Consider the following 16,884-nt stretch of genomic DNA (forward strand, 5'->3'; position numbering starts at 1 on the left):
CTTGGTCAAGGGATGCCTATTATTTTATTATTTATTTCGCGTATTCCACAGCACGTGTTTCGCGAATGACTGTTACTTTAATATGACCTGGGTAATCGAGTTCTTCCTCAATACGTTTGCGAATATCACGCGCAAGACGATGAGATGCTAAATCATCAATTTTTTCAGGTTGTACAATAATACGAATTTCACGTCCAGCTTGAATCGCATAAGATTTTTCTACGCCATCATAGCTTTCTGAAATTTCCTCTAACTTTTCAAGTCTGCGGATATAGTTTTCAAGTGTTTCACTACGTGCACCTGGACGAGCTGCTGATAATGCATCAGCTGCAGCGACTAATACCGCAATAACAGATGTTGCTTCAGTATCACCATGATGCGAAGCAATACTATTAATAACAACTGGGTGTTCCTTATACTTTGTTGCTAATTCCACACCAATTTCAACGTGGCTTCCTTCAACTTCATGATCGATTGCTTTTCCAATATCATGTAATAAGCCCGCACGACGAGCCAATGCTACATCTTCACCAAGTTCAGCAGCAAGTAATCCTGCTAAATGTGCGACTTCAATTGAATGTTTTAGGACATTTTGTCCATAGCTTGTACGATATTTCATGCGGCCTAAAATTTTCATTAAATCTGGATGTAAGTTATGAATACCAATTTCAAATGTAGTTTGCTCACCTGTTTCGCGGATTTGTTCATCCACTTCACGTCGAGCTTTTTCCACCATTTCCTCAATACGAGCTGGGTGAATACGACCATCCTGTACAAGTTTTTCAAGTGCAAGTCGAGCTGTTTCACGGCGAATTGGATCAAAGCCTGATAATATAACCGCTTCTGGCGTATCATCAATAATTAAATCAATTCCTGTTAACGTTTCCAATGTACGGATATTACGGCCTTCGCGACCAATAATACGTCCCTTCATTTCATCATTTGGCAAGTTCACAACAGATACAGTTGTTTCTGCTACGTGATCTGCAGCAAAGCGTTGTAGTGCTAATGATAAAATTTCACGTGCTTTTTTATCTGAGTCTTCTTTCGCACGTGTTTCAGCTTCTTTCGTCATCACAGCAATATCAGTTGATAACTCTTTTTCTACTTCATTGAGGATAATTGATTTAGCTTCATCCCTAGTTAAAGCAGAAATTCGTTCTAGCTCTGTTTTTTGTGATGCCATGAGCTCGTCCACTTTGCTCTCCATCTGTTCAATATGCTGTTGTCTTTCAGCTAGAGCTTGTTCTTTGCGCTCTAAGCCAGCTTCTCTCTTATTTAGAGCATCATCTTTGCGATCAAGATTCTCTTCTCTTTGCAATAAACGGTTCTCTTGTTTTTGAAGTTCTAAACGACGTTCACGAATGTCATTTTCAGCTTCAGTACGAAATTTGTGAGTTTCATCTTTGGCTTCAAGTAGTGCTTCTTTCTTCATTGCCTCCGCTTCTCGTTTTCCTTCTTCAACGATTGTTTCAGCGACATGTTTAGCACCAGTGATTTTTGAGTCATTCACTTTTTTCATGTAGATATAGCTAACAGCGGCACCAACGATGAGTCCAAGCAAAGCGGAGATGATAGTAATTCCATCCATATGAACACCTCCTCTTGCTATTTGGGTATTACAGTTTCAGTCGGCGCATACATCTATGTCGCCTTAGCTAAAATGCACCAGATTTTGTTAGAATTTATGCAAAACCCGTTTCATTGGCCAAAGGCATTATCTTCATCCAGTAGGCGTTTAGACATCCATTTTAAAGGATATTTCACTATAAAACATTTGCTAAATGAGGATAAAATGTACTGCCTATTTAAAGTCATAATTCAGAAATTATACATATTTAATTGTATAGCTAGCCTCAGGCTCTGTCAAGGATAGTCAGGCATCTGTTCGCCACCTTAGCCAAAAAAAGTAAGTCCTATCCATTCAGTGAATTTTTCCCCTATTACTATTTCACTAGAAAATTTTTTATGTTAAAAACAATTAGTAAAAAAACAGTACATAAGAAATAAACACATAGCCTCTCTCTTATTATGTGTAAAAATTTAAGAATATAGACAAAAAAATGCATTGCCCCCTCAATAAAGTGGGAACAATGCAATCATTAATTATTCTTCTTCCAGAAGTAACATTAATTCTTCATCCATCTCTTCTTCATCATCATGGGCAGCAATTGTATAAGAAGAAGCCGCAATACCATAAGAAGCTCGGATTTTATTTGCTATGTCTTCTAGGACAGCAGTATTTTCTTTTAAATACTGTTTAGCATTTTCTCGTCCTTGACCTAAGCGCTCATCGCCATATGCATACCAAGAACCACTTTTTTGTACAATGTCTAATTCTACGCCTAAATCGACTGTTTCGCCTTCTTTAGAAATTCCTTCTCCATACATAATATCTACTTCAGCTGTACGGAAAGGTGGTGCTACTTTATTTTTAACAATCTTAATTTTAGTACGGTTACCAACAATATCATTACCTTGTTTAATAGCTTCTGCACGACGCACTTCTAAACGAACAGAGCTGTAGAATTTAAGCGCACGTCCACCTGGTGTTGTTTCTGGATTACCAAACATGACACCAATTTTTTCACGAACTTGGTTAATGAAAATAGCAATCGTTTTTGATTTATTAATCGCACCAGAAAGTTTACGTAAAGCTTGAGACATTAGACGTGCTTGTAAGCCGACATGAGAGTCACCCATATCCCCTTCAATTTCAGCTTTTGGCACTAAGGCAGCAACAGAGTCAATGACGATAATATCAATAGCACCACTGCGCACTAATGCTTCTGCGATTTCAAGTGCTTGCTCACCTGTGTCGGGTTGTGATAATAATAGCTCATCAATATTGACACCTAATTTTTGCGCATAGATCGGGTCTAATGCATGCTCAGCGTCGATAAATGCTGCTTGTCCACCTGTTGCTTGTACTTCAGCAATGGCATGTAGAGCAACAGTTGTTTTACCAGATGATTCTGGACCGTATACTTCAATAATACGTCCACGTGGATATCCACCCACTCCTAATGCAGCATCAAGTGCAAGTGAACCACTTGAAGATGTCGCAATTTCTAAATCGGTTTTTTCACCGAGTTTCATAATGGAACCTTTACCAAAATTCTTTTCAATTTGCTTTAGAGCCTGTTCTAAGGCTGCTTTACGATCACTCATTCATTTTCCTCCTTCGAAAACTGTTCACTGTTTTTATCTATCTCTACTATACTTGTTTTTGAGAAAACACGCAAGAAAAAAGCGAACATTTATTCGATTTTCCTTCAAAATAAAAATTTGGATAGTTTTCCTCTACCCAAATTCCTATGTTTTACTCTATTTTAATAACGTTTTGCGTAGCCACGTTCTTCTAAAAGCTGCATTAAATAATGACATGTAAATTTCACCGCACGGAGTCGATTCGTATTTCGCATGCCTGATAAATGAAGTAAATATGTAAGCGGCTCCTCATCATTTATAGCAATACCAATCCAAACCGTACCTACTGGCTGATGATCATGCGCAGTGGGACCTGCTTCTCCTGTAAGGCCAATCCCAATATTTGTAGCAAATTTCTCACGAACAGCACTTGCCATTGCCGCTGCACACTCAGCACTCACAACACCATGTGTATCAATTAAATCTTGTGAAATGCCTAGCTGTTTTACTTTCGCATCTGCTGCATAGGTAACAACGCCTCCTATAAGTGCATTGCCTACCCCTGGAATTTCCGCAAGTTCAGATTGAAATAAACCAGCAGTTAAACTTTCAGCAGCCGCAATCGTTAGCTCATTATCCAGTAGCATTTCTACCGTTTTTGAGGCAAGGGAATCATCATCTACACCATATTGATAATCACCAACAAGTGCTTGTATTTCTGCAACCTTTGCCTTAATAAGCTGGTCAGCTTGTTGCTCTGTTGCGGCTTTAGCTGTTACGCGTAACGTTACCTCACCATCAGAAGCAAGTGGAGCAACTGTTGGATTGGTTTGTGCATCTAAAATAGTTTGAACTTGTACTTCAAGCTCGGCCTCACCAATTCCATAAAATCGCATAACATGTGATGCAATGATCCCTCCATCATTAAGCATCGCAGCAAGTTTAGGTTTAGCCTCAAATTGAAACATTGGTTCTAACTCTTTTGGAGGTCCTGGTAATAAAATATAAGTGCGATCATTTTTTGTGAAGATCATACCTGGAGCCATTCCATGGTGATTAGCTAATACCTCACTCCCAGCTAAAATTAATGCCTGTTTACGATTATTCTCCGTCATTGGACGTCCTCGTTTAGCAAAAAATTGCTCAATATACGTCAATGCTACTTCATCAAACTCAAGAGAAACACCAAGATGACGTGCAATCGTTTCCTTCGTTAAATCATCTTTTGTCGGACCAAGTCCTCCCGAAAAAATAATGAGATCTGCACGAGACTCTGCCACTTCGATAGCTTGTTCTAAACGCTTTGCATTATCGCCTACTACGGTATGATAAAAAACGTTGATGCCAAGCTCGGATAGCTGGCTTGAGATAAACCTCGCATTTGTATTCGTAATTTGACCTAATAATAGTTCTGAGCCAACCGCAAGAATTTCAGCATTCATGAACCCCAAGACCTTTCTTATTTAGACTCAAGTAATACACGTCGATTTAGATAGAAATAATCCCATCCTGACCAAAGTGTAAAGAACAATGCAACATAGAGCATGATTGTATCAAATGGAATACCAACCAATGTAAAGATTGTATTGTGTAAAAGAGCAGCAGCAATCGCTACAATTTGTGCCCAAGTTTTAATTTTACCAAGCTGATTGGCAGCTACGACTTCTCCTCCACCTGCCAAAATCAAACGTAAACCCGTTACAGCAAATTCACGACTAATAATAATGATAATTACCCAAGCAGGTGCCATCTTAAGCTCGACCATTAAAATAAAGGCTGCTGAGACAAGTAACTTGTCAGCTAAGGGATCTAAAAATTTCCCAAATGTCGTTACAAGATTATACTTACGTGCGTAATAACCATCCACCCAATCGGTTGTTGAAGCAAAGATAAAAATAAGTGCGCCTATAAAATGATGGATTGGCATCTCTGCACCAAAAAGTGATAATGTTCCCCAGCCAAAATCAAACATCATAACAATGACAAAGAATGGAATAAGTAAGATTCGAGAGATGGTAATTTTATTTGGAATGTTCATTTTTCTAACACCTTTCATGATGAAAGAAAGTAGTCATCATGTGATGACTACTGTTCTTTATTGAAATTGATGACGATATTTTGCGTTACAATTTGTTGTGCATACGTTAGAAGTTCGTCATTAATATAGATTTTAGCTTGCGTTGAATTACCGAGACGAATACGAACATAGTTTTGTGTTGAGGCGTCAAATTCAACTACTTCCCCGGCATTATAGACACGCGTATCTGTTAATATTTCTTGTTGCTGTTGATTGCGAATACCAACAAATGTAGGGCCTGATACTTCGATTTTTAGTTTCATTGTATCCGTACCTGTTAACGTATAAGAAGTTGTCGCACCATCTGCTTCAACAGTACCTGCGGAAATTGTTTGCTTCATCTCTTCAGTTTGATCAGTGTCATCTTCATCAGTTGGTGTTTCTTCTGTAGAGCTTTTATCTTCTTTATCATTTTTCTGTGCATCTTTATTTTCTTGTTCTTTTTTATCCTTCTCACTATCAATTGGCTTGACATTTGTGTCATATTCAATTTCAGGAGTAGAAGTGTTTTCCTCGCTTGTCCCTGGACTGTTTTTTGATTGCCATAGCACCCAGATAACCACAATAATCACTACAATAAATAAAGCAACAATGATTTTGGGCATAGCCTCCATCATTTTATTCGAAGGGCCTTTCGTTACTTTTCTTCTGCTAGGACTATTCGTTATTGATTGATTTACTTGATCGTTTGGAGTGCTCGGTAGTTCATTTTTATATGTCTCTAAAATTTCTTCCGCGTCCAAACCAACCGCTTCTGCATATTGTTTAATAAAAGCTCTTACATAAAACGAACCAGGCATAATGGAATAATTGCCCTCTTCAATTCCTACTAAATAACGTTTTTGGATTTTCGTTATTTCTTGTAAATCGTCTAAGCTGTAGCCTTTAGACAGTCTCGCCTCTTTCAGTCGAGTCCCTAATTCTGCCACTAATAACACCTACTTTAACATCAAATTAAAAATTAAATCCTCCAAAAGAATCGGATTCGGACATATGATTTTTTTCCATTATTTCATAAGTAATTTCTTCATCAGTGTGATGACGCAGTTCAATAATATAATCAAAATCCTCTATTTTATATTCTGAATGCTGAACAAACATATCTGGATGCTCTACAACTTTGATACAAGGCATATTCATCATTTCACGCACTAATTGCAAATGTTTCTCATCGGATGAACGTCGAGTCACAATACCATCTAGAATAAAAATATTGTTACGACTAAATTCATCTCCCACAAGCTTATTACGAACTGTTTGCTTAATCATTGTAGATGATAAAAAGATCCATTTTTTATTGGCACAGACACTGGCGGCTACTATGGATTCAGTTTTTCCAACACGTGGCATGCCACGAATACCAATCAGCTTATGTCCCTCTTTTTTAAAGAGTTCTGCCATAAAGTCGACTAAAATACCTAGTTCATCTCTTACGAAATGGAATGTGTTTTTTTCATCTGCATCTCGAGGAATATAACGACCATGCCTAATGGCTAAACGGTCACGAAGTTTTGGTTGTCGAAATTTGGTTACGTTAATATGTTCCATTGTCGAAACAATTGTACGAAAACGCTCAATTGCCTCATCATTGTCTGTATGCACTAACATACCACGTCGATCCTCATCTACACCATTTATTGATATAATATTGACACGAAGCATCCCTAAAAGTGAAGCAATATCTCCTAATAATCCAGGGCGATTCACCTGAATTTCATATTCAAAGTACCAATCGCTCAACACACTCGTTCCCTTCCTATTAGTTAACGTAAAAAATCCTTTATAAGTTCCATCATAGCTGATTTTTTATGTAATGGAAAGTTAGAATACATGGAATTACAGCGTTATTTACTAATTTTTTTTGATGACTGTTAAATAGGCTTACATACGTTCCCGTTTTCACAGATAAAAAGTTTATAGTATAGCAAAAAGAGGAGATTGGCTCTCCTCTTTTATTTACTGCACATGCTTATTTTGTACGAGCTTAATGACACAATTCGCTAATGCATGTTTTTCATCTTCAGAGGCAACGCCCCATAAATCCGACAGCACTCGCTCTTGTTCGTTTTTAGGGTCGACATTAGTCGCCAAATATTCCCCAATTTGGACAGCAGCCGTTTGAATCATTTTCTTAGGCATACCGCTTGATTCAGCTTGCATAACGTTTTGTCCTAAAAACGATGTCCATTTTTGCCAGTTTTCTAAAATGGTCATATTCTTCCTCCTCCTTTACACAAGTAGTATGTGCAAAAGAGATTATTATATGTACCAACCTCCATTTAATCGTACGATTTGTCCTGTCACATAATCAGCTTTACCAGACAAATAAAAACGTACCATTTCAGCCACATCCTTTGTTTGTCCAATGGAGCCTAGTGGGATATCGTCCAAAATGTATTGAAGCTCTTCTTGATTTAGATGGCTGTTCATTGAGGTATTTATAAAGCCAGGAGCAATAGCATTCACTCTAATCCGAGATAATGCCGCTTCTTTTGCATAGGATTTAACAAAAGCATGCTGCGCACCCTTAACAGTTGCATAAAGTGCCTCCCCCGCTGAGCCAGCCTCTCCCCAAATGGAACCTATAAATAGTACATAGCTCACTTTATGCTTGCGAAGTTTTCCAGAAAGTAAAGCTGTCAGTCTCATAGGATTTTGAACATGAACACGCCATAAAGCATCCATATCCTCCACTGTCGTATCTTCGAGCAAGGAATAATGGGCTTGTCCATTGGCAAAAACAATAGCCTGTACATTAAAAATTTGTGCAGCTACCATTTCTGCTCCATAAACAATTGAAAAATCCCCCTGTACAAGCATAAATTCTTGTGCAGGGAAATTTTCGGAAAGCTTTACACATAACCTCTGTGCCGCATTTTGATTGTTTGAATAATGTACATAGATGGACCAGCCATCCTCAGCTAAGCTTTGACAAATGGCATGACCGATATCACCTGATGCACCTAAAACAAGGGCAAATTTTTTCACTGTGCATCCTGCTTACTTGGCAGAATTTTAAAGACTGTTTGCTGTGTTTCACCTTGGATAGAAGCAAATGCTTTTTGTAAATCCTCCACGGTTAATGTCTCAAGTATTGGTACTACATCAAATAAATTCATGTCATTAAAGGAATATCGTGTGAATTGGTTTGCGATAAACTCGATCGAATTTAATGCACGTAGGAAGAATCCAATTTTTTTGCGTTTTATACGCTCCAAACCAGCACGATCAAATTGGCTATTTCCTTCATATTTTGTTAATTCGTCCATAATCGTTTTTGCCAATTTATCTGGCTCTGCTGAATCTGATCCGATCATGGCAAACCCAAAGCCATTTTCTAAAGTAAAATCAAAAGCATATGTCTCATCAATTAAACCTTCCTCGTAAACACGCTCATAAAAATCAGAGGTACGTCCAAAAATAAGTTCAAGTGCAATTTGAACCGACAACTCATGCTTTAACATGTCCTGGCCTGATAAATTAGTGTCTTTCGCTTTTAAACCTACATAAATTTTTGGTTTTTGAACATCCATATTTAATGTACGTTCTTTAATGGCTACCTCTGTTGGTTCTTTATCAAAGAAACGTTGAATTGGCGTTGGTTCTGGGAATTCTTTTTTACCCTGATTCTCACGAATAAACGTCATCATTTCTTCTGGTTCAACAGCACCTATCACAAATAACAACATATTTGAAGGATGATAAAACGTATTGTAGCACGTATATAAGTGCTCCGCTGTAATGCCATCAATCGATTCTATTGTACCTGCGATATCAATTTTTACAGGATGATGATGATACATATTTTCGATTGTGCCAAAGTATAGACGCCAGTCTGGTTGATCATCATACATTGTAATTTCTTGCCCAATAATTCCTTTTTCTTTATTGACAGTAGCTTCTGTAAAGTATGGTTCTTGGACAAAATTCAATAAAGTTTCTGTACTTTTATAAATATTGTCAGTAGATGAAAATAAATAAGCTGTACGCGTAAACGATGTAAATGCATTCGCAGAAGCACCATATTCGCTAAATTTTTGGAAAACGTCTCCATCCTCTTTTTCGAACATTTTATGCTCTAAAAAGTGTGCAATACCATCTGGTACAGAAATACTTTCTGTTTCACCAATTGGCACGAACGTACGATCGACAGAGCCGTACTTTGTTGTAAATGTAACAAATGTTTTAGAAAAGCCCTTTTTCGGCAATATATAAACATCTAAGCCATTGTCTAGTTTTTCATAATAAAGTGTTTCATCTAATTGTTTAAATTCTATTGTTTTCATTGTGCGGCTTGCTCCTTTCCACATAAGAAATAGACCGCTTCAAGCTGCACTTGCTTTGCCATTGCAACAACATCTTCTTTTGTCACAGCTTTCCACTTATTTGCCCAGGCCTGAACTGAGAATTCCTCAGGTAAATCCTTATATTGATCAAAAATTTCAATTTGACCTCGTGCCGAATCTAAGGATTCTTTTAGCTGATTTGTCAGCATAGCCTTTGTTTGCTCCAGCTCTAAATCTGTAATGTCTCCAGCCTGCATGACGGCAAGTTGTTCTTTAATTAAAGATAGCGCTTTTTCTTCATTTTTAGCTTCAATCCCAGATACAACAAATACAAGTCCATAATGCGAAGCATAGGAACTAGAAGCATAATAAGCAAGACTCTCTTTTTCACGAACATTCATAAACAACTTGGCATGTGGATAGCCACCAAAAATGCCATTAAAAATTTGCATCTTAGAGAAATCTGCATCACCAAATCTAACAGGTGTGCTAAAGCCAATATGAAGTTTACCTTGTTTCATTTCATGCTGTTCTCTTACATAATCATTGTCTGGATGTTGTTGTGGGAGTACTGCTGGAACTTCCTTAGGAGTACGATCCTTAAATGGTAGCGCTTTTTTTAATTTCGCAACAATTTCCTCTTCATTAATGTCTCCAGCTACATAAATATCGATTTTGTCGTTAGCTAGCATCGATTGATAAGCCTCAAATAATGAGGCAGTGGTAATCTTTTGAATTTCTTCGACACTACCATTCGCTGAAATTGAAGCTGGCTCATTTGGTCTCAGGATTTGTTGTAGACGGAATTGAGCAAAGCGAGATTTATCATCAAAAATAGATTCAATACGTTGAATAACTGTCTTTTTCTCACGCTCTACAACGGATTCCTTAAAGACACCATTTTCTAGATTAGGCTCAAAAATAGCTGTATGCAATAAACCAAGGACTTCGTTTAAGACACTTGTATTCGCTAGATAATGATCATTAACAGTCTCTACATTCATAAGAACTGTATGCTCATTTCCACGCTTCGATGTATCAAAATACAAAACTGTACCATACAAGTCATCTAAAAAGCTTCGAAAAGCAGCAGTTGTCTTATATTTAGCATTACTGTGCTGCAGTACATTTGTTAATACTGTACGCTCTGATGCACTTTTAGCCGTTAATGCTCTTCTCCATTTAATTGAAAAATTTACGGTTTTAAATTGGGTCGTTTGTCGGATATGCAAATTGACACCTTTTGCAAAAGGTATTGTTTTAAACATATGAAACCCTCCTATCCTTCTTAATATAACGATGTACTACACATACTATACATGTCTATTGTCTATAATTGCAAAAGGAATCCAAAGTATGTATGGGAAAAATTAAAAATTTCGCCAATTATATAGAAAAAGGACTGAGCATAGCTTGCCCAGTCCCTTAAAATGCTTTTCTTAGCGTTTACCTTTAATATAAGGCTGTCCACTCGCTTTTGGAGCATTTGCTTTACCAATAAAGCCTGCTAAAGCAAGAATTGTTAACACATACGGTAAAATTTGTAGATAAACTGCTGGAACATTTTCGATTAGCGGAATTTGATTCCCTGCAATACTTAATGTTTGTGCTAAACCGAAGAATAAGGCTGCACCTAGTGCTCCAATTGGATGCCACTTCCCGAAAATCATTGCAGCAATAGCCATGAAACCTTGACCAGCAATTGTTGCGTGTGAGAAGTCATGTGTAATTGTTTGTGCATACACTGCACCACCAAGACCACCTAATGCCCCAGAAATCATCACGGCAATATAGCGCATTTTATTTACATTTATACCCATTGTATCTGCTGCCATTGGGTGTTCACCCACTGCACGCAAACGCAAGCCGAATGGTGTTTTATAAATGATAAACCATGCCCCGAATGCTACAGCAAACGCTAAAATAGATGTGCTATAAACATCATGGAACAGTAAACGACCGAAGAACGGAATATCCTCTAAGTAAGGAACACCAAAACGACGAATCGGTTGGTCTATCATATCTGTTTGACCTTTATCATAAATCATTTTTACTAAGAATACGGTTGCAGCTAAACCTAGTAGGTTAATAGCTACCCCTGATACCGTTTGATCGGCACGGAAAGAAATAGAAGCTACAGCATGGAAAAGTGAGAACACAGCACCAATCACAACAGCTGCTAGCATTGCTACCCAAACTGTTGCTGCCCCTAATGATGAAGCGAATTCTAAATTGACAAAAATACCAACAAAAGCACCGACAATCATTAAGCCTTCTAGCCCGATGTTGACAACACCAGAGCGTTCAGAGAATACCCCACCGATGGCCGTAAAAATCAAAGGTGTTGCATAAAGAATCGCTGAAGGGATGATGAAATATAACATTTCTAAAAAGCTCATGTTATTGTCCCTCCTTTTTCTTGCTCAGCTTTTGTAAGCCTACTCGAATAATATAGCCTGATGCAACGAAGAAGATAATCAATGCAATAATAATGGATACGATTTCTTCTGGAATACCCGCAGCATTTGGCATATTTAATGCACCATACTTTAAAGAACCAAAAAGGGATGCTCCAAACACTACCCCAAGTGGTGTATTGGCACCAAGTAACGCAACGGCGATACCGTCAAAACCAATTCCCGTAAAGCCAGGTTTAATGGATGCGTTTTGGAATGTCCCTAAAGCTTCCATCGCACCACCAAGACCTGCAAACATACCTGAAATCGTCATAGCTAAAATAATATTTTTATTAACACTCATACCTGCATAGTCAGCAGCATTTTTGTTAAAACCTACTGCTTTTAGCTCGTAGCCACGTGTTGTTTTTTCTAAAATGAACCACATCACAGCTACCATTAACAGTGCAACAATGATCCCATAGTGAAGACTTGAATTGTCTGTAAGCTCTCTTAAAAACGGAGAACGTAAAGAAGCTGACTCATGGATACGTTCTGTTTTAAAGCTGCCATCGGACAATTTTTTAATCACTGCATTTGCAATATAAAGTGCAGTGTAGTTCAGCATAATTGTCGCAATAACTTCGTGAACTTTAAATTTCGCTTTTAAGAAACCTGCAATAAAGGCCCAAAATGCACCAGCTGCAGCTGCTGCAAGCAATGCTAATGGTAAGTGAATGATTTTAGGAAGTTCAAACGCATAACCTACCCAAGCAGCGGCTAGCCAACCTAAAATTAGCTGACCTTCCACACCGATATTGAAGAGCCCTGTACGGAATGCAAATGCTACCGCAAGACCTGCTAAAATATATGGTGTAATTTGACGAATTGTGTTCCCGATTGAATATGAATCTCCAAAAATACCTGTCCAAAGAGCGATATAACCTTGCACTGGGTCATAGCCACTGACTACCATAACGATAGCCCCTACAATTAAACCGATAATGATAGAGATGATAGGAACGAGGATATTAATGACACGATTTGACATTAGTCGTTCCCCTCCTTCGCATCACGCTTTATATTTTTTTTACTTTGCCCTGCCATTAGTAAGCCTAGCTCTTGTTCAGTCGTTTCTTTCGGATTTAACTCATCGACAATTTGTCCATCATAGATAACAGCAATTCGATCCGAAACATTCATTACCTCATCTAATTCAAATGAGATTAATAAAACGGCTTTCCCTTTATCACGTTGCTCAATTAGACGAGAGTGAATGAATTCAATAGCTCCTACGTCAAGTCCACGTGTTGGTAGAGCAGCAATTAATAGATCAGGGTTACGGTCAATTTCACGACCAATAATTGCTTTTTGTTGGTTACCACCAGATAATGCACGAGCTGGTGTCATCTCTCCATTACCAGTACGCACATCATACTCTTTAATGATTTGGCGAGCTTTCTCTGACACCTTTTTATAGTCCATCACAAAGCCCTTCGCTATTGGAGATTGGTAATATGTTTGCAATGCAATATTATGACCAATTGGGAAATCTAAAACTAATCCATGCTTATGACGGTCTTGTGGAATATGTCCTACGCCTTCCTCTGTAATTTTACGAGGCTTCATGTTAGTAATATCTTTACCATTCAGCTTGACTTTACCACTTTTAATTTTGCGTAGACCTGTAATGGCTTCTATTAACTCGGATTGACCATTACCATCAATACCAGCAATACCTACGATTTCACCTTTACGAACATTTAAATTAAGACCTTTAACTTTATCAATATTTCGATAGTCTGTAACAACCAAGTTCTCAATTGCAAGCACTTCGTCAGTCGGTGTCGCATCCGTTTTTTCCGTTTTGAATTCAACCTGACGGCCAACCATCATTTCAGCAAGCTGATCAGGATTTGTGGCAGCGGTTACAACAGTGCCAATCCCTTCTCCCTTACGGATAATCGTCACTCGGTCTGAAACTTCCATAATTTCTTTTAGCTTATGCGTAATTAAAATAATGGATTTACCCTCTGCGATAAGACGGCGCATTATTTGAATTAATTCGGTAATTTCTTGCGGTGTTAATGATGCAGTTGGTTCATCAAAAATTAAAATTTCGGCACCACGATATAAGGTTTTTAATATTTCTACACGCTGTTGCATACCAACCGTGATATCCTCGATTTTGGCGTTCGGATCAACATCTAAACCATACTTTTCAGAAAGTGCTTGTACTTTCTTAGCCGCATCTTTTATATTCACAATTCCCATTTTAGTAGGCTCAGTGCCTAAAATGATATTTTCTGTTACCGTAAAGTTTTCTACCAACATAAAATGTTGATGCACCATGCCAATCCCTAAATCATTGGCAATATTCGGGTTTGTAATTTTTACAGCCTTCCCACGTACACGAATTTCGCCACCCTCTGGTTGATACAAACCAAAAAGGACGTTCATCAAAGTCGATTTACCTGCACCATTTTCACCTAGCAATGCATGAATCTCGCCTTGTTTCAGTTGGAGGGTGATATTATTATTCGCCACGAAATTACCGAATTCTTTACGGATTCCTAGCATTTCAATCACATAATCCAAATTTGTCACTCCCTTAATAGGCACTATTATTAAGTATTTTCATCTTAGCGTATAGTATCTGCTGCTACATGATGGATGGTACAGATAAGCCATACGTCCAGTAATAAATTTTCTACTAGAGGCTATATTTTATTACCGATTTAATATCCCACCTATAGAGGTAGATGTTTTGCTAAATTAATACAGGAAAGGTCATCGTTAGAAACCTTTCTTCTATTAACTTGTTACCATCATTATTCAAATCATAATTACTACCTCTATAAGGTTTCTATAAATCTAGCTAAATAGAGTATTGCGAATAATCTAAATATAACGATAGATTGAAAAATCATCATAAGGTCCTTCTAAGAGTCCCTTATGATGATCAAAAGATGAATTATTTTTCCACTTTTTCTGGAACTTTGATTTCACCCTTAGCAATTTTTTCTTTATATTCGTCGATTACTTTTTGTACATCTTCTGGAATCGCACCGCGAGAATCTGCAAGTTTAACGCCATCTTCAGCTAAACCGTAAACAAGTGTTTCTCCACCTGGGAAATCACCATTTTTCGCTCTATTTGAAATATCTACTACTGCTGTATTAACACCTTTTAACATAGAAGTTAATGTAACGTTTGTTTTATCGTCTACTTTACCCTCTTCGTATTGGTCAGCATCTACACCGATAACCCATACATCTGCATTTGGATCTTTCGCTTTACGCTCTTTTGCTTCAGAGAATACGCCGTTACCAGTTGCACCAGCAGCGTGGAAGATTACATCTACACCTGAAGAATACATGCTGTTCGCTGTAATTTTACCAAGATCCGCTTTATCAAACGCACCAGTATATTTTACTTGAATATCGATATCTGGGTTTACTGCTTTAGCCCCTTCAACGAAACCAGCGTGGAAACGGTTAATAACTGGAATATCAACGCCGCCTACGAAGCCGATTTTACCTGTTTTAGATGTTTTCGCTGCAGCAACACCTGCTAAGAAAGCACCTTCTTGCTCTTTGAACAGTACGTTTACTACGTTGTCTGCTTCTACTTCAGCATCGATTAATGCAAAGTGGTTATCTGGATTTTCAGAAGCAACTGCATCAATTGCATCAGCCATCATGAATCCGATACCAAATACTAAGTTAAAGTCACGACGAACTAAGTTGTTTAAGTTTGTTTCATAGTCAGCATCTGAAGCTGATTGTAGGTAGTCAAAACCACCATCACCTTTTGATAAATCGTGCTCTTTACCGTAAGCTTGTACACCTTCCCATGCAGATTGGTTGAATGATTTGTCATCAACGCCACCTACGTCAGTAACCATCGCTACTGAGAAAGCTTCTTCTGTGCTTTCGCCACCTGAAGCATTGTCATTTTCTTTCGCTGGCTTTTCGTCGTCTTTCGTACCACAAGCACCTAAAATAGCACTTGCCGCTAATACTGATGTTAATACTAAACCAAATTTACGTTTTTTCATTTAATTAACCCCCCAAAGGTATTGTAATTAGCAGGAAAAAATTTAGAAATGTTCTACACCCGTTTACGAACTACATGGAAGCTGAATTTATCAGCTCGGAAATAATTTTTTGAATAGAGCACTACTTGATCATGATCATCATAATGCAATTGCTTTAACACTAAAAGAGCTGTCTCACGTCCACAATTTAAAATCGGTGAGGCTTGTTCATGATACCCAACTGGATCAATATAGGTTACAGCATAAGCTACATGAATTTTGCCAGATTGCTCAAGTGCAGAGAACAGTGAAACTTCTTTTTTTTCGACAAAGTCAGTAGGCAGGAAGCTTGCAGGTAGCCTGTCTATGCAGTATACTACTGGCTCACCATCCGCTGTTCTGACACGTTCAATCGTGAGTATTTTATCGTCGCCATCACTTTGGAAGCGTTTTAAATCTTCCTCAGAAGGCACGTGCTCAGTCGCTTTTAAAAATCGCGAACCTGGCTCCATACCTGCTGTCTCGATCATAGAAGAAATACTAGATAGATGCTCGATGCCTGATGTAAACAACGGCTTCGGGTTAACAAAAGTCCCAACCCCATGTCGGCGCACAATCACATTTTCCTCTTCCAACAGTCGAAGTGCTTCTCTAAGTGTTGCTCGACTGACTCCTAGTGATTTCGATAATTCAAATTCTGAAGGCAGCTTTTCATTTTCTTTAAAAATGCCAGCCTCAATGTCAGATTTTAAACGATCGATTACTTGAAGATAGAGATGACGATGATCTGCTTTAATAGTCACATATATCACCACCAAAACTAGAGATCAGACATCTGATGTACAACATTCCTACTAATCGTTCATAAATATAACATTTTTGCAGAATGAAATAAACAGTTTTGAGTAAAATCTGTTATAGAATTCATTCTTTCTT

At 38.0% G+C, this 16,884-nt stretch carries 15 protein-coding genes; all 15 read right to left on the minus strand.

Features of this window, described 5'->3' with window-relative positions:
* Nucleotides 1-31 precede the first annotated feature (31 nt).
* A complete protein-coding gene (rny, locus tag NY607_RS13330; protein ID WP_004224930.1) occupies nucleotides 32-1,591 on the minus strand; it encodes a ribonuclease Y in 1,560 nt (519 codons plus the stop codon).
* A 515-nt stretch (nucleotides 1,592-2,106) separates the two neighbouring features.
* Entirely contained in the window at nucleotides 2,107-3,171 is a 1,065-nt protein-coding gene (gene recA / locus NY607_RS13335; RefSeq protein ID WP_016992835.1) for a recombinase RecA, read from the minus strand.
* A 161-nt stretch (nucleotides 3,172-3,332) separates the two neighbouring features.
* Entirely contained in the window at nucleotides 3,333-4,592 is a 1,260-nt protein-coding gene (locus NY607_RS13340) for a competence/damage-inducible protein A (RefSeq protein WP_131521863.1), read from the minus strand.
* A gap of 17 nt (nucleotides 4,593-4,609) precedes the next feature.
* Nucleotides 4,610-5,188, minus strand: a complete 579-nt coding sequence (gene pgsA / locus NY607_RS13345) for a CDP-diacylglycerol--glycerol-3-phosphate 3-phosphatidyltransferase (protein ID WP_004224936.1) — start codon at nucleotides 5,186-5,188, stop codon at nucleotides 4,610-4,612.
* 47 nt (nucleotides 5,189-5,235) lie between these two features.
* Entirely contained in the window at nucleotides 5,236-6,165 is a 930-nt protein-coding gene (locus tag NY607_RS13350) for a helix-turn-helix domain-containing protein (protein ID WP_193767401.1), read from the minus strand.
* A gap of 16 nt (nucleotides 6,166-6,181) precedes the next feature.
* Nucleotides 6,182-6,967, minus strand: coding sequence for a DUF3388 domain-containing protein (locus NY607_RS13355; RefSeq protein WP_026023397.1), 786 nt, complete (start codon nucleotides 6,965-6,967; stop codon nucleotides 6,182-6,184).
* Nucleotides 6,968-7,183: 216 nt separating this feature from the next.
* Nucleotides 7,184-7,441: a DUF3243 domain-containing protein gene (locus NY607_RS13360; RefSeq protein ID WP_004224939.1), complete on the minus strand. Its 258-nt coding sequence runs from the start codon at nucleotides 7,439-7,441 to the stop codon at nucleotides 7,184-7,186.
* Between the two features lie 45 nt (nucleotides 7,442-7,486).
* The gene (gene ymfI, locus NY607_RS13365; RefSeq protein ID WP_131521865.1) at nucleotides 7,487-8,215 is read right to left on the minus strand and encodes an elongation factor P 5-aminopentanone reductase; all 729 of its coding nucleotides are present in this window, start codon (nucleotides 8,213-8,215) and stop codon (nucleotides 7,487-7,489) included.
* On the minus strand, nucleotides 8,212-9,513 hold the full coding sequence (gene yfmH / locus NY607_RS13370; protein ID WP_131521866.1) for an EF-P 5-aminopentanol modification-associated protein YfmH: 1,302 nt from the start codon (nucleotides 9,511-9,513) through the stop codon (nucleotides 8,212-8,214). Before yfmH ends, ymfI begins: the two co-directional genes overlap by 4 nt.
* On the minus strand, nucleotides 9,510-10,781 hold the full coding sequence (gene yfmF / locus NY607_RS13375) for an EF-P 5-aminopentanol modification-associated protein YfmF (RefSeq protein WP_131521867.1): 1,272 nt from the start codon (nucleotides 10,779-10,781) through the stop codon (nucleotides 9,510-9,512). The genes yfmH and yfmF overlap by 4 nt, the downstream gene beginning before the upstream one ends.
* A 171-nt stretch (nucleotides 10,782-10,952) precedes the next feature.
* Entirely contained in the window at nucleotides 10,953-11,912 is a 960-nt protein-coding gene (locus NY607_RS13380; RefSeq protein ID WP_048391533.1) for an ABC transporter permease, read from the minus strand.
* Nucleotide 11,913: 1 nt separating this feature from the next.
* On the minus strand, nucleotides 11,914-12,960 hold the full coding sequence (locus tag NY607_RS13385) for an ABC transporter permease (RefSeq protein ID WP_131521868.1): 1,047 nt from the start codon (nucleotides 12,958-12,960) through the stop codon (nucleotides 11,914-11,916).
* Nucleotides 12,960-14,507 (minus strand): ABC transporter ATP-binding protein, encoded by a 1,548-nt coding sequence (locus NY607_RS13390; protein ID WP_054550535.1) that lies wholly within the window; start codon nucleotides 14,505-14,507, stop codon nucleotides 12,960-12,962. The genes NY607_RS13385 and NY607_RS13390 overlap by 1 nt, the downstream gene beginning before the upstream one ends.
* Before the next feature lie 376 nt (nucleotides 14,508-14,883).
* Nucleotides 14,884-15,969, minus strand: a complete 1,086-nt coding sequence (locus tag NY607_RS13395) for a BMP family lipoprotein (protein ID WP_048391537.1) — start codon at nucleotides 15,967-15,969, stop codon at nucleotides 14,884-14,886.
* 53 nt (nucleotides 15,970-16,022) lie between these two features.
* A complete protein-coding gene (locus NY607_RS13400; protein ID WP_131521869.1) occupies nucleotides 16,023-16,751 on the minus strand; it encodes a GntR family transcriptional regulator in 729 nt (242 codons plus the stop codon).
* Nucleotides 16,752-16,884: the final 133 nt, after the last annotated feature.

It is taken from the genome of Lysinibacillus sp. A4, from assembly GCF_024919535.1.
Taxonomy (GTDB): Bacteria; Bacillota; Bacilli; order Bacillales_A; family Planococcaceae; genus Lysinibacillus; species Lysinibacillus capsici.